General features: G+C 73.4%; 12 protein-coding genes. 8 read left to right on the top strand and 4 right to left on the bottom strand.

What is annotated here, in order from left to right:
* Window positions 1-32: 32 nt before the first annotated feature.
* Window positions 33-1,001, bottom strand: coding sequence for a DMT family transporter (locus ACGGAQ_RS18135; RefSeq protein WP_393050543.1), 969 nt, complete (start codon window positions 999-1,001; stop codon window positions 33-35).
* A gap of 90 nt (window positions 1,002-1,091) precedes the next feature.
* Here ACGGAQ_RS18135 and ACGGAQ_RS18130 point away from each other — a divergent pair, with 90 nt between their 5' ends.
* On the top strand, window positions 1,092-1,397 hold the full coding sequence (locus ACGGAQ_RS18130; protein ID WP_393050541.1) for an ArsR/SmtB family transcription factor: 306 nt from the start codon (window positions 1,092-1,094) through the stop codon (window positions 1,395-1,397).
* A 55-nt stretch (window positions 1,398-1,452) separates the two neighbouring features.
* Here ACGGAQ_RS18130 and ACGGAQ_RS18125 read toward each other — a convergent pair whose 3' ends face one another.
* The gene (locus ACGGAQ_RS18125) at window positions 1,453-1,902 is read right to left on the bottom strand and encodes a DoxX family protein (RefSeq protein WP_393050538.1); all 450 of its coding nucleotides are present in this window, start codon (window positions 1,900-1,902) and stop codon (window positions 1,453-1,455) included.
* A 458-nt stretch (window positions 1,903-2,360) separates the two neighbouring features.
* Between ACGGAQ_RS18125 and ACGGAQ_RS18120 the strand changes: the two genes are divergently transcribed.
* A complete protein-coding gene (locus ACGGAQ_RS18120) occupies window positions 2,361-2,963 on the top strand; it encodes a DUF4232 domain-containing protein (RefSeq protein ID WP_393050535.1) in 603 nt (200 codons plus the stop codon).
* On the opposite strand, the gene ACGGAQ_RS18115 is transcribed toward ACGGAQ_RS18120, so the two are convergent.
* Complete coding sequence (locus tag ACGGAQ_RS18115) at window positions 2,953-3,849, bottom strand: ABC transporter permease (protein WP_393050532.1); 897 nt, start codon at window positions 3,847-3,849, stop codon at window positions 2,953-2,955. The two genes, ACGGAQ_RS18120 and ACGGAQ_RS18115, sit on opposite strands and share 11 nt — an antisense overlap.
* On the bottom strand, window positions 3,849-6,713 hold the full coding sequence (locus tag ACGGAQ_RS18110) for an alpha/beta fold hydrolase (protein ID WP_393050529.1): 2,865 nt from the start codon (window positions 6,711-6,713) through the stop codon (window positions 3,849-3,851). Before ACGGAQ_RS18110 ends, ACGGAQ_RS18115 begins: the two co-directional genes overlap by 1 nt.
* Window positions 6,714-7,086: 373 nt before the next feature.
* Here ACGGAQ_RS18110 and ACGGAQ_RS18105 point away from each other — a divergent pair, with 373 nt between their 5' ends.
* From ACGGAQ_RS18105 to ACGGAQ_RS18080, 6 genes are read left to right on the top strand one after another with little or no spacing between them, the layout of a single operon-like run.
* Entirely contained in the window at window positions 7,087-8,271 is a 1,185-nt protein-coding gene (locus tag ACGGAQ_RS18105) for a hypothetical protein (protein ID WP_393050527.1), read from the top strand.
* Window positions 8,258-10,897 carry a nitrate- and nitrite sensing domain-containing protein gene (locus tag ACGGAQ_RS18100; RefSeq protein ID WP_393050525.1) on the top strand — a complete coding sequence of 880 codons (2,640 nt, stop codon included), beginning with the start codon at window positions 8,258-8,260 and terminating at the stop codon, window positions 10,895-10,897. The genes ACGGAQ_RS18105 and ACGGAQ_RS18100 overlap by 14 nt, the downstream gene beginning before the upstream one ends.
* A complete protein-coding gene (locus tag ACGGAQ_RS18095; RefSeq protein WP_007465863.1) occupies window positions 10,894-11,370 on the top strand; it encodes a roadblock/LC7 domain-containing protein in 477 nt (158 codons plus the stop codon). The genes ACGGAQ_RS18100 and ACGGAQ_RS18095 overlap by 4 nt, the downstream gene beginning before the upstream one ends.
* Window positions 11,367-11,846 (top strand): DUF742 domain-containing protein, encoded by a 480-nt coding sequence (locus ACGGAQ_RS18090; RefSeq protein WP_393050523.1) that lies wholly within the window; start codon window positions 11,367-11,369, stop codon window positions 11,844-11,846. Before ACGGAQ_RS18095 ends, ACGGAQ_RS18090 begins: the two co-directional genes overlap by 4 nt.
* Window positions 11,824-12,576: an ATP/GTP-binding protein gene (locus tag ACGGAQ_RS18085; RefSeq protein ID WP_393050521.1), complete on the top strand. Its 753-nt coding sequence runs from the start codon at window positions 11,824-11,826 to the stop codon at window positions 12,574-12,576. Before ACGGAQ_RS18090 ends, ACGGAQ_RS18085 begins: the two co-directional genes overlap by 23 nt.
* 37 nt (window positions 12,577-12,613) lie before the next feature.
* On the top strand, window positions 12,614-13,135 hold the full coding sequence (locus tag ACGGAQ_RS18080) for a hypothetical protein (RefSeq protein ID WP_393050518.1): 522 nt from the start codon (window positions 12,614-12,616) through the stop codon (window positions 13,133-13,135).
* Window positions 13,136-13,157: the final 22 nt, after the last annotated feature.

Below are 13,157 nucleotides of genomic sequence, written 5' to 3'. Positions count from 1 at the left end.
TGTCGCCTCCACCGGGTATCCCAGCCAGTGGGTCAGCGGGCGGCCACCGCCACCGGGTCGACCACCGCTGCCGGGTCGGTGACCGCGGTGGGTTGCGGCAGGGACGACGACCGGGTCCGTGCCCTGGTGGCGAGGTTCGCGGCGACCAGGGCAGCGATGGTGATCGCGGCGCCGACCAGCTCGACCGCCTCCGGCCGGTAGCCGCGGGCGATCTGCACGACGAAGGTGGTCACCGGGACCAGGTTCATGAACAGGGCGGCGTTGGCGGCGCCCAGCCGCTGCACGCCGGTGTTCCACGCCAGCACCGCGACGACGGCGGCGACGAGCACGGCGTACGCCAACTGTGGGGTGATCGCCACGAGGTCGGCGACGGCCGGCACGTGCTGCCACCCGACGGCGTCGGCGCCGATGCTCGCGGCCAGCAGGGCGGCCGCGCCGGCGAGCGCGGTAAGGGTCGTGAAGCGCAGCGGCGACCAGGCGCCGAACCGGCTGGCGCCGTGGGTGTAGATGCCCCAGCCGAGCACCGCTCCGATCATCATGAGGCCGCCGAGACCGAACTGGCCGAGCCCGGCCAAGCTCCCGCGGGTGATCACCAGGCCGACTCCGAGGAGCGCCACCAGCGAGAGGACCAGCAGGAGCGGCTTCGGCCGTACGCCGTCGCGGGCCCACCGGACCAGTTGGGTGACGATCGGGGTGGTCGCCACGAAGAGGGCGACCTGCTGCGGGGCAGCGTGTTCGAGCGCCAGGTTGGTGAGCAGGTTGAAGCCGGCGAAGCCGACGACACCGAGCACCACCACCTCGACTCCCCGACCGCCGAGGCGCAGCGCGGCGGACCCCTCGCGGACCAGAAGGATGGCGACCAGGATGACGGCGGCGAGCAGGTAGCGGGCGGTGGTCAGGTTGAGCGGATCGACCCGGCTCAGCGCGCTGGCCAGGATCGGGAACATCGCACCCCAGGCGAGCACGGCGAGCAGCGGATAGGCGGCGGCGCGGGATCGCATCGTCAGCTCCTTGTTCGAGTATCTTCGAACCAACGACACCGACCATAGGGTGTTGTTCGAAAATTGTCGAACAAGGGTTACACTGGTCACATGGAGTCGCACGAACCCGACCTGACCGCCGTACCGGTCACCGCCGTGCTGGCCGCACTCGCCGACGACGTGCGGCTACAGATCGTGCGGGCGCTCGCCGAGGGCGGCGAGGCCGCCTGCGGCAGCTTCGACTTCGGCGTCTCCAAGGCGACCCGCAGTCACCACCTGAAGGTGCTGCGCGAGGCGGGCCTGACCCGCACCCGGGCCGCCGGCACCAGCCGACTGGTCCGGCTCCGCCGCGACGAGTTGGACCAGCGGTACCCGGGGCTCCTGGACGCGGTCCTCACCCCGCGCCCTCCGGCCTGACGCCGCCGCCGGAGCCGCCTCGTCGAGGCTCCGGCGACGCGCGGTACGGGTGCGGTCAGGCGGAGACCGGCGCGGGGTCGGTCACCGAGGCCGGTGGAGCGTCGACGCGACGCCGGGCGAGCAGCGCGTCGAGCGCCCAGGGGCCCGAGCCGAGTGCCGCGACCAGCAGGAACGACCAGCAGAAGAGCGCCGACAGCTCACCGCCGTTGCGCAGCGGAAGCAGGTCTTCGGGCTGATGGACCACGAAATAGGCGTACGCCATCGAGCCGGAGGCGAGCAGCGCGGCGGGCCGGGTGAAGAGCCCGGCCAGCACCAGCGCGCCGCAGATCAGTTGGATCAGCGCGGCCCACCAGCCCGGCCAGGAGCCGAGCGGTATCGCCGAGCCGGTCATCGGGTTGCCGCCGAACAGCCCGAAGATCGAGGACAGGCCGTGCAGCATGAACAGCAGGCCGGTCACGATGCGGAACAGGGACAGGGTCGGCCCGCCGAGCCGAGAGACGTTCATGGAAACCTCCATCGAAGGGGACAGATCTCTTCAATGGTGGAACATGAACGTATCGAAGTTAATAAATTCCTTGCTGGTGGGAAAATCCCTGATCGGAATATATCGCCTTTGTGGGAGCGCTCCCGCCCAGAACGTACCGCCAGCCGAGGTGGCCGTACAGCCTGTCGGGGTGCCCGCAGCGCCTGTCGAGCTGCCCCATGTGTGGGGCGTAGAGCCCACCGCCCCAGGAGCCGGCGATGCCGACGGGCCGCTCTGGTGATCTGACGCACGACCGATGATCCGCTCCGTATCGCCGACATGGGCCTTTCCACGTCGCGGGATACCGCCACGTCGGCGAAGTGGGGGTGGATCACCGGTGCGCCGTGCAGCGGTAGACCGGCGGGTCGACACGAGAGCCGGCCCGGGCGAGCTGCGGGGCCGGCCGGCGGTGGGGCGCCCGCGTGGGCGAGGATCGGCGGATGATCTCCCTCGGCACGGCAGCACGGCGACGGGCCAGCGCGGTGGTCGCGGCAGCACTTCTGCTCGCCGCCTGCACACCCGGCGACCATCGGGGCCAGGGCGGTGACCCCACGGGCAGGCCACCGGCCACGCCCGGCACGACCCCGTCGGCGAGCGCCGATCCGGTCGCCGAATGCCCGGCCTCCGGCATTCGGATCCGGTCCACCGGTGGGGACGCGGCGATGGGCCTGCGCGCCCTCGGCCTGGAACTGGTCAACTGCGGCGACCGCCCCTACCGGCTCAACGGCTACCCGGTGCTGTGGGTCCTGAACGAGCAGCGCAAGCCGATCATCCTGCGGGTGGTGAACGGGGCGAAGGAGATCACCTCGGGCTTCGATCAGCCGCCGCAGCCGGTCACGCTGCGCAAGGGCGAGCGGGCCGTCGCCACCGTCCTCTGGCGCAACCTGGTCACCGATTCGACAGTGGTGGCCACCGCCGGGGCGTACCTGACGGTCGCTCCCGCCGCCGGTCAGCCGGCCGAGGAGGTCGACCCGGACGGCCCGATCGACGTGGGCAACACGGGCCGGATCGGCGTCAGCGCCTGGCGGAAGGCTACGACGTGATGTCCTTGCGGGTGAACCGCCAGAACGCCAACCCCCAGAACAGCGTCGCGTAGCTGATCGCGGAGATGCAGCCGCGTACCACGTCGTCGGTCTGCACCGGCGTGGAGAGCAGCCCCAGCCAGGCGGTGCTGAAGTGGGTGGGCAGGAAGTCGCGCAGGCCCCCCAGGGCAGTGATCTGGTCCAGGATGCTGGACAGGATCCAGAGCAGAACCGCTCCGCCGACCGCGCCGAGCGCGGCGTCCGTCGTCACCGACAGCAGGAACGCCAGGCCGGCCACCACCAGGAGTACGACCGCCAGGTAGCCGAGCACGGCCAGCAGCCGGAGCAGCCCCTCGGTCGGCTCCAGCTCGGCGGCGACCGTGCTGCGCAGCGGCGACCAGCCGTAGCGCAGGGTCCCGGCGATCAGGGCGGTGCCGGCCAGCAGCAGCAGGGCCAGCCCCGAGTACGCGAGCGCGACCACCAGCTTCACCGTGAGCAGCCGGGCCCGGGGCACCGGGATGGCGAGCAGGTAGCGCAGGCTGCCCCAGCTCGCCTCGCTGGCCACCGTGTCGCCGCAGAACAGCGCGACGACCACGACCAGCAGGAACGACGCCGACACGAAGATCGAGAAGAGGGTGAAGTTGAGCCCGCCGGACGTGGCCAGGTCGACCAGACTGGCGAACTCGTTGTTGCCGTTGTCGTCGTCGCCACCGGAGTTGAACTGGAAGGCGACCAGGATGATCAGCGGCAGCAGCACCATGAATCCGAGCGCCAGCTGGGTCCGCCGCCGGGACGCCTGCCGGCGGAACTCCGCCGCGAAGGGCATCGTGGCCGAGGGTCGGTAGCCCCGGGCCGCGCCGGCCGGGTCGGTGACGCCCACCGGCGCCTCGACGGAAGATCCAGCCATCACCGGTCACCGCTTCCCCGAGAGTTCTCGCCCACCAGGGCGAGGAACGCGTCCTCCAGGCGTCGCCGGGGCACCACCCGGTCCACCCCGATGCCGGCGCGCACCAGCTCCGCCACCACCTCGCTGCGGGCCGTGCCGTTGGTGTCGACCACCAGTTGGCCGTCGCTCTCCGGCAGCACCCGTACGCCGTGCAGCCGGTCCAGCACCGCCCGCGCCGCCACCGGATCGGTGACGTCGAACAGCACGCTCGGCGACTCGCCGACGATCTCCTGCACCGGCCCGGACGCCACGATCCGGCCCTTGTTCACCACCACGGCGTGCGTGCAGGTCTGCTCCACCTCGGCCAGCAGGTGGCTGGAGACCAGCACCGCACGGCCGTCGGTGGCGTACCGCTGCAGGACCCGGCGCATCTCGGCGATCTGCGGCGGGTCGAGCCCGTCGGTCGGCTCGTCCAGCACCAGCAGCTCGGGGAGGCCGAGCATGGCCTGGGCGATGGCGAGTCGCTGACGCATGCCGTGGCTGTAATTCTTGATCTTCCGGTGCACCGAGTCGCCCAGCCCCGCGATCTCCAGGGCCGTGTCGAAGTGCGCGTCCTCGGCCGGCCGTCCGGTGGCCTTCCAGTACGCCTTCAGGTTGTCCAGACCGGACAGGTGCGGCAGGAAACCGGGCCCCTCCACCAGCGCGCCGATCCGGGACAGCACCGGCGAGCCGGGCACCAGCCGACGACCGAAGACATAGATCTCTCCATCGGTCGGCTGGGTCAGCCCCATCAGCACCCGCAGGGTGGTGGTCTTGCCGGCGCCGTTCGGCCCGAGCAGACCCACCACCTGACCGGGGTGCACCTCGAAGTCCACGTTCGACACCGCGACGAAGCCGTCCGCGTACTCCTTGCGCAGCGCGCGCACGGCCAGCGGGGTGTCCGCGTACTCCGGATGCACCGAGCGGTCCTGGCGGCGGTGCCGGCGGCGGACCACGGCCACGACCACGACGAGCCCGATCACGATGGCGGCGAGCAGGCCGGCGAGCACCCAGCGCCAGAGCGTCGCCGCGGTGGGGATCGGCTCACCGCTGACCGTGGGCAGGCTGACCGCGCCGTCCGCGGCCACCGTGTAGACGGTCGGCTCGGCGGGCGTGGTGTACGCCTGGTCGGAGCTGGCCACCACCAGTCGCAACCGGTGCCCGGCCTCGACGCGGCGGACGATCCCGGGCAGCGTCACGGTGACCGGGCGGGCGTCCTGCACCCGCTGCGGCAGGCCGGTGAGCCGCACCGGGGCGACCAGCCCGTTCGGCAGGGTGGCCGCGCCGTCGGGGTCGACGTCGTAGAGCTTGACGAAGAGCACCGCCTCCCCGGTCGGCGAGGCGGCCCGCACGGTGACGGTGGGTGCGCCCGCCACGTCCACCGCCTCGGTCAGCGGCGCCGACTCGAAGCGCGCGTGCTGGCCGGGCACGTCGCCGGCCACCCCGTCCAGCAGCGAGGTGAGGCCACCGGCGAAGGGGATCGAGGAGATGGCGGCCGGGTTGCCGTTCGGCGGGTTCGCGATCGGCTGCGCCGGACCGGCGACCGGCACCTCCCGGCGGGCGTTGCCGGCGAGGCCCGGATAGTCGGCGCGGCGGAAGCCGGTGGCGACCAGGCCCCGGTCGAGCGCGTCGAAGCCGGCGATCCGCGACCAGGTGAAGTCGTCGCCGGGCGCGTCCCCCTCGCCCTTGACGTAGTGGTCGAGCCACTGGACGGTCAGGAACTTCACGCGGTCCTCGTCCGAGCGGGGCCCACTGCCACCGTCGTGCCCGCCGGTGAACCAGGCGACCCGGACCGGGGTGCCGGCGGCGGCGATGCCCTTCGCGTTCGCGTCCGCCTCACCGAGCGGAAAGAGGGTGTCCGCCTCACCCTGCACCAGCAGGGTGGGGGCCTTGATCCGGTCCAGCACGCCCGCCGGGCTGGAGCGGCGCAGCAGGTCCACGGCGGCTTGGTCGGCGCGGCCGGCGGTGGCGATCCGCAGGTACGCGGCGCACACGTCGGCGGCGAATCGTCCGCAGGACGGGTCGGCGGCGCCGGCCGGGGCGCCACCGGGAGCCGTGCCCGGGCCCTGGCCCGGCCCCGGGCTGGGCGGGCCGGCCGATGCCGGCGCCCCCTGAGGCTGGGCTGCGGTCGCACCAGAGAGCCCGGCCGGGCCACTGCCCACGTTGCCGCCCCCACCGAAGAAGAGACCCGCCCAGCCCTTCTTGAACACGCCCTCGGTCGGCGCCCCACCGGTGCTCTCCGGCAGGAACGCCCGGGACAGGTCATTCCAGGTGATCATGGGGACGATCGCGTCCACCCGACGGTCCTGGGCGGCCAGCAGCAGCGCCAACCCGCCGCCGTACGAGCCGCCGACCACGCCGACCTTCGGATCGCCGGGGGCGTCGGTGCGCACCTCGGGCCGGGCGGCCAGCCAGTCCAGCAGCCGCTGGGCGTCGCGCACCTCGTAGTCCGGGTTGTCCAGGTGGATCTCGCCGCCGCTGCGGCCGAAGCCCCGCGCGGTCCAGGTGAGCACCGCGTAGCCGCGCCCGGCGAACTCCTCCGCGTCCGAGCGCACCGACTCCTTGGTCCCGCCGAACCCGTGCGCCAACAGGACAGCGGGGACCTTCCGACCGGACGACGCCCCGGCCGGGAGGTAGAGGGTCGTATCCAGGTCGACGGGCTGGTCCCCGGACGGTCCGGAGCGGACGGTGAGCATCGCGCTCTGGGTGCGTACGCCCGATCCCCGCGGCCACACCGCCCAACCGACGGCGGCCGCGAGCAGCACGACGACCGCCCCCGCGGCGATCGCGCGGCGGCGGGTGGGCAGGGCACGCCGGAACCACGCGGCCGGCGACGGCGATCTCATGCGGCACACGGTACGGGCCGCAGGCTGAGCGTTGGCTGAGATCCGCCGTACGTCCGTCCGGTTGCTCCGATCGGTGATCTTTCCGGTGCGACCGCGCATCCTGCGGCGCGGCCGGGTGAGTTGAGTTCGGATCCCGTGAATTCCGATCTTCCGCGGATATCCCCCTCGATCCCTTCATGTCACACGCATCGACGGAACGCAGCGTGCTCGGAACCCTGACGAACGGTGACATCGCTCGAACTGACGCAAACCTGACTCACCGGCAACCGAGCGGCCCCCGCAGGGTTCGGTTAGTTTTCCGGTCCGGTGGGCGGGACTGGTCGGCGAGCCCGACGCCGCGCCGTTCCCCCGCCCGACGCCGGAGGAGACACACATGACAGTCCCCGCCCCGCGGGCCCGTCGACGGACGTCCGTGCTGGGCCGGTCGTTGCCGCTGCTGCTCATCGTCGCGCTGCTGGCGCCGGTGGGGCTGCTCTTCGCCTCCACCTGGCGGCAGACCAGCGACGACCGGAGCCTGGCCGACTCCGAACGACTCGGCGTGCAGTACCTGCGCGCCCTGGCCCCGGTCACCGAGGCGCTTGTGGAAGCCCAGTCCGCGGCCGTGGCCGGACGCCCCGTGCCCGGCGAGCCGTTGAGCCGCGCGGTCGAGCAGGCTGCCACTGTGGACGCCCGCATCGGCGGACAACTGCGCAGTCAGGAACGGTGGGCCGGGCTACGGGCCAAGGTGGAGGCGCTGCGCGACCGCAGCCCCGCCGACCCGGAGGCCGCCTATACCGCGTACGGCGAGGTCACCGACCTGCTGCTCGCCCTGCACCGCAAGGTCCGGGAGAGCTCGGGGCTGGGCCGTGACCCGGGCGTCGACTCCTTCTTCCTGCAGGACAGCGCCGGCCAGGAGCTGCCCGAGGCGGTGGTGGCCGCCGGCCGGCTCGCCGACCTGGGCGCGCTCGCCACCCGACGGCCGGCCGCCGAACGGCCCCGCAGCCTGATGGAGCTGACCGGCCTGCGGGTGTCCGCCCTGTCGCCCGCGAACAGCGTGGTCGACAACCTGCGCTCCGCCGTCGACAACTCGGAGAGCACCGACCTGGGCGCCAACGTGCTCACCCCGCTGGACGCCTACCAGCGGTCGGTGGAGGCGCTGGCCCTGTACTCGACCCCGAGCGCCGCCGGCACCGTCGACCAGGGCCAACTGACCGCCGCCGCACTCAACTCGCGTAACGCCGCACGGCAGCTCCAGCCGGTCATCCTCGGCGAACTGGACGCCCTGCTCACCGAGCGGGCCGACGGGCTGGGCCGGGACCGCTGGGTGGCCGTCGGGGCGGGCGTTGCAGCCGCCCTCCTGCTGGTCTGGCTCGCCGGAATGCTGATCGCCGCCGGTCGACGCGCACGTCGGCGGGCCGCCACGCCGGAAGCCGGTAGCCCCGCCGCCCCGCCGCCCGGCGACCCATGGCAGCCGCCAGCCCCGACCGGCCAACCGGCCGAGCTTCGACCGCTGCAACCGGTCGGCGCGGCTCCCGAGCCGATCCTCGCGCAGTGGGGGCCGTTCGATGCTTCTCGGTAGGCTCCGGATCCGCGGAAAGCTCGCGTTGCTCGTGGTGATCCCCCTGCTCAGCATGGTCGGCCTCGCGGTGCCCGTGGTGCTGGACCGGGTGGCCGCCGCGCAACGCGCCGCCGACATCACCGAACAGGTGCGCCTCGCCAGCCGGGTCGGCAGCCTCGTCCAGGACCTGCAACAGGAACGCATCCTGTCGGTCGGCTACCTCCTGCGCCGGGTCGACCGCTCCGAGGTGATCCGCACGGCCGCCGACGTGGACGACCGGGTGGCCGACCTGCGGGCCGACGGCGGCGACGCGCTGACCGAGCAGGTCGACCACGCGCTCAACGGGGTGTCCCGGCTCGTCGACCTACGCAGAGGGGTGCTGGCTCGATCCGCGAACCCCGGCCAGGTCATGGACGCGTTCGGCCCCGTGAACAGAGAGTTGATCGGGTCCCTACGGCTGGTCTTCAACGTGGACACCGAGACGTTGCCCGGCCGCCAGGTGCTCGCCCTGGACGGGCTGCTCCGTGCCGACGAGGGCCTCGGCACCTGCGCCACCCTGAGCATCCTGGTCAAGGCGATCGGCACTGCGGACACCACCGCCGGATACGTGGCGTGCATTGCCGCACTCCAGGTCGACAACGCGCGCTTCCGCAGCCTGATCACTCCGGAGCAGCTCAAGGTGGCCCAGCTCAACGACGCCGCGGTGGCCGCGCGTACCAGCCCCGACTTCCTGATCACCAGCGCCCGGGACCCGGCCGGCGCGGTCCGCGACGTGCCGCTGGAGGCGCTCTTCCCGGCCGTCCGCACGATGATCCGGCTCGGCCAGTTCGTCGAGAAGAAGATCGTCGCCGACGTTCTCGCCGAGGTGAAGGCCGAGCAGCGGCGGGCGCTGACCGCCGCGTACCTGGTGGGTGCCGCGGCGGCGCTGATCCTGGCGCTGGTGGTGCTGCTCAGCGCGGCGGTCGCGCGGACAGTGGCCCGACCGCTGAGCCAGCTCACCCGCTCCGCCGACCGGGTCGCCCGGGTCGCCGAGGCGGAGCTGGTCCGGGTCACCGACGACGAGACGGAGCAGGTCCAGTCGGTCCGGTTGGAGCCGGTGGTCGTCCGCTCCAACGACGAGATCGGTGAGCTGGCCCGGGCCTTCGACCGGGTGCAGAACACCGCGGCCCAACTGGTCGAGCGGCAGGTCGCCGGCCGGCGCAACGTGGCGCAGATGTTCGGCCACGTCGGGCGGCGTACGCAGAATCTGGTGAGCCGCCAGCTCGCGCTGATCGACCGGCTGGAGCAGCAGGAGGCCGACGCGGGCCGCCTGGAGCACCTGTACCGACTCGACCACATCTCCAGCCGGCTGCGGCGCAACGCCGGCAGCCTGGTGGTGCTCTCCGGCTCGGCCGGCGCCGACGCGCACACCGCGCCGGTGCCGCTGGCCGACGTGGTCCGGCTGGCGCTCGGCGAGATCGAGGACTACACCCGCGTCGAGGTGCAGGTGCCGGCGGGCATCGCCGCCGCTCCGGCGGTCGTCGGCGACCTCGTCCTGGCGCTGGCCGAGCTGATGGAGAACGCGACAGTCTTCTCCCCGCCGCACACCCGGGTGCTGGTGGCCGGCGAGACGTCCGGGCGGGGCGCCCGGATCACTGTGGTGGACAACGGCATCGGCATGAGCGAGCAGCGACTGGCCGAGGAGAACGCGCGGCTCACCCGGCGCGAACGTCTCGACCTGGCGCCGACCGAGGTGCTCGGCCTCTTCGTGGTGGGCCGGCTGGCCCGCCGCCACGGCTGGGAGGTGAGCCTCGCCGCCACCGCGGGCGGCGGGGTGACCGCGCAGGTGGAGATCCCGCAGACGTCGCTGGTGCTGCGCCGCGCCGACCGGGCCGGGGCGACTGTCGCCCGGGCGGCCGTACCGGACCGGGGCCGACGGCCGGCTCTCGACTCCGCCCGCGAAGCCCGCTCCCGCGCCGCCGTCGCGGCACCGGCCGGATTCGACACGGACCTTCTCAGCCGGGCCACCCGCAGCCTGGAGTCGGGCCAGTCCTGGGACGCGTTCGGCGCTCGGGAATCGGTCGACTCCGGCGTTTCCGCCGCTAGGGCAGAGGGTCCGGCCGCCACCGCGGAAAGCCCGGCGACGGCAGGTGCGACCGGCCCCCGGGTCCGGCAGCGGGTGCCCGGGGCCAGCCTTCCCGCCACCGCCGCGCCGACCCGGCCGGTCGACGCCACCGGCGCCGACCCGGACGCCGCTCGCGCGCTGGTCGAGGCGTTCGAGTCCGGCGTACGCCGGGCCGAGCTGAGCGTCCCGCCGGCCGCCGGGCGCCCGGTCGGGCAGTGGTCGATGCGCGCGGCCACCGGGCCGGCCACCAGCGCCGGCCCCACGCCGGCGGATCCGGGCGATACCGTCGACCTGCCCGCCACCCCCGGCGGCCTCGGCCCCACGGTGGCGGACACCGCCGGCCTCACCCGGGGCCGTCCCCGACTGAGCCGCCGGGTGCCCGGCGCCAACCTCACGGTCTCCCCACCCTGCCAGCCGTTCAGCCCGCACCCCGGGGATCCGGCCGAGGTACGCGACCTCATCACCGAGTTCGAGGCGGGCGTCGCCCGTGCTCTCCGCGAAGTCAGCCCAGACCGTCGGAACGAAGAAGGATCATCACGGTGACCAGCCCCTTCCTGCACGACAACGTCGACCACCAGAGCCAGCCCGGCGCCGTCGGGGATCTCAGTCCCGAGGCGCGCACGTTCAACTGGCTGTTGGACTCCTTCACCTCCAGCACGGCCGGGGTGCTGGAGGCGATCGCGGTCTCCTCGGACGGGCTGCTGATGGCCATGTCGGCGATCAAGGACCGCTCCAACGCGGAGCGGCTGGCCGCCGTGGTCTCCGGCATGACCAGCCTCGCCGGCGGCGCGGCCAGCTGGTACGCGCTCGGCGGCCTGAACCGGGTGATCGTCGACATGGCCGACGGCTACCTGCTGATCAGCGCGATCAGCAGTGGCTCCGTGCTCGGCGTCGTCGCCGACCGGTCGGCGAACCTGGGCACCGTCGCGTACGAGATGACGCTCTTTGCCGGTCGGGCCGGTGGTGCGCTGACCCCGCGACTGATCGTCGAGCTGAAGAACGCCGTCCAGCAGTGACCCCCGACGTCGCCGGCGAGGACCCGGACCCGGAGCCCGGGACCCGGATCCGCCCCTACCTGCGCACGCCGCACCCGGGTGGGGGCGGCGCTCCGGCGGCGCCAGAGCCGCAGCGGGGCGGTGGCGGCCCGACAGGGCCGCGGCCGTTCGTGCTCACCTCCGGGCGGGTGGCTGGCGCGGATCCGGCGATCGGGCTGGAGACGCAGGTGACCCTGCGCCCGGACGGCGGCCGGTGGACCGACCCACCGGTCGGCCTGCTGGCGCCGGAACTCCAGGCGATCATCGCGCTCTGCGCCGAGCCGATCTCGGTGGCCGAACTCTCCGCCCGGGCCCGGCTGCAGTTCGGCGTGACCCGGGTCCTGGTCGGCGACCTGCGGGCCGCCGGGCACCTGGACGTGCACGTCACCGACGCCAACGACGCCTTCGACCCCGACCTCATCCTGCGAGTGATTGATGGACTTCGTGCGATCTCCTGAATGGCCGGGCGTCCCGCTCGGAGGGCTCGCCGGCAACAGCGCCACCGCCCGCTACAGCACGGCCCCGGGGACTCCCTCGGCGCTCGGGCGGGCCGCGCCGCCGCCGACGGGGCCGCCACCGCCGTACCGGCCACCGGCCGACGCCGGGCCGACCAACCGGCCACCTGCGGCGCCACCCGTGCCGGTCAAGATTCTCGTCGCCGGCGGGTTCGGCGTGGGCAAGACCACCACGGTCGGGGCGATCTCCGAGATCGCGCCGCTGACCACCGAGGCCGAGATGACAAGCGCCGGGATCGGCGTGGACGACCCGGGCGTACGGTCGAGCAAGACCACCACGACGGTGGCGATGGATTTTGGTTGCGTGACAATCGACCGCAGTCTGAAGCTCTACCTGTTCGGCACTCCCGGGCAGGCACGGTTCGGTTTCATGTGGGACGACCTGGCCCGGGGTGCTCTCGGCGCGCTGGTGGTGGTCGACAGCTCACGGCTGGACGACTGTTTCCCGGCGATCGACTTCTTCGAGCGGGCCGGGTTGCCGTTCGTGGTCGGGGTGAACGCGTTCGACGGGCGACTGGCCCTGGAGCTCGGCGAGATCCGGTGGGCGCTCGCCATCGGCGATCATGTTCCCCTGGTGCAGTTCGACGCCCGGGACCGGCTCTCAGTGCGGGACGCCCTGCTGGTCGTCCTGGACCGGGCGTTGGACCGGGCCACCCGGGACAGGAAGGCCTGAGTCGACCGGCTCCGGCCGTGGTGGGAAGGGGTGATCTGTGAGGGGCGACCTGGACGAGACGCTGGCCCGGTTGGCCCGGCGCGAGGAGGCGCTGCGCCGGCGGGTCACCGATCGGGACGACACCGCACCACCGCCGGGCCCCACCGCTGGGCAGGGCGCCGCCACGGGTGGGCGCAACGCCGGGCCCGCCCGGCACGATGGTCGGCACGCGGAACGGGAGAGCCCCGGCGACGTCGTCGGGTGGGGCCCGGTCGAGGAGGTGGCCGAGGCGGTCCGCCAGGTCGTCGGCGCACACCCGGGCCTGGCGGTGACCGTCCGCGTCGAGCACGACGGTCGGACGTACCCGCTGCGGGTCTCGTGGGACGGCCCGGACGTCACGGTCGGCCCGGAGCCACCGGCGGCGCCGGTGCAGCCCCCGCCGTCCTGGCCGCTGTCCGGTCGGACGGTGCCGGCGTGGGCACCCGGCCCGGACGGGTTGACCCCGGACCCGGCGGCCCGTCTGGCAGAGCTGATCCGGCGGGATCCGTCGCTGCTGGATGAGTTGGATCCGCGGCGCTGACTGCCCCGACGAGCTGACGGCG

It is taken from the genome of Micromonospora sp. NPDC047557, assembly GCF_043205095.1.
Taxonomy (GTDB): domain Bacteria; phylum Actinomycetota; class Actinomycetes; order Mycobacteriales; family Micromonosporaceae; genus Micromonospora.
The sequence above is the reverse complement of the archived record's forward strand: the minus strand, read 5'-3'. Positions and strand labels throughout refer to the sequence as shown.

What these genes read in the sequence shown, in the direction of transcription:
- ACGGAQ_RS18135 (WP_393050543.1), bottom strand. Translation starts at nt 1,001, where the DNA reads ATGCGATCCCGCGCCGCCGCCTATCCGCTGCTCGCCGTGCTCGCCTGG.
- ACGGAQ_RS18130 (WP_393050541.1), top strand. Translation starts at nt 1,092, where the DNA reads ATGGAGTCGCACGAACCCGACCTGACCGCCGTACCGGTCACCGCCGTG.
- ACGGAQ_RS18125 (WP_393050538.1), bottom strand. Translation starts at nt 1,902, where the DNA reads ATGAACGTCTCTCGGCTCGGCGGGCCGACCCTGTCCCTGTTCCGCATC.
- ACGGAQ_RS18120 (WP_393050535.1), top strand. Translation starts at nt 2,361, where the DNA reads ATGATCTCCCTCGGCACGGCAGCACGGCGACGGGCCAGCGCGGTGGTC.
- ACGGAQ_RS18115 (WP_393050532.1), bottom strand. Translation starts at nt 3,849, where the DNA reads ATGGCTGGATCTTCCGTCGAGGCGCCGGTGGGCGTCACCGACCCGGCC.
- ACGGAQ_RS18110 (WP_393050529.1), bottom strand. Translation starts at nt 6,713, where the DNA reads ATGAGATCGCCGTCGCCGGCCGCGTGGTTCCGGCGTGCCCTGCCCACC.
- ACGGAQ_RS18105 (WP_393050527.1), top strand. Translation starts at nt 7,087, where the DNA reads ATGACAGTCCCCGCCCCGCGGGCCCGTCGACGGACGTCCGTGCTGGGC.
- ACGGAQ_RS18100 (WP_393050525.1), top strand. Translation starts at nt 8,258, where the DNA reads ATGCTTCTCGGTAGGCTCCGGATCCGCGGAAAGCTCGCGTTGCTCGTG.
- ACGGAQ_RS18085 (WP_393050521.1), top strand. Translation starts at nt 11,824, where the DNA reads ATGGACTTCGTGCGATCTCCTGAATGGCCGGGCGTCCCGCTCGGAGGG.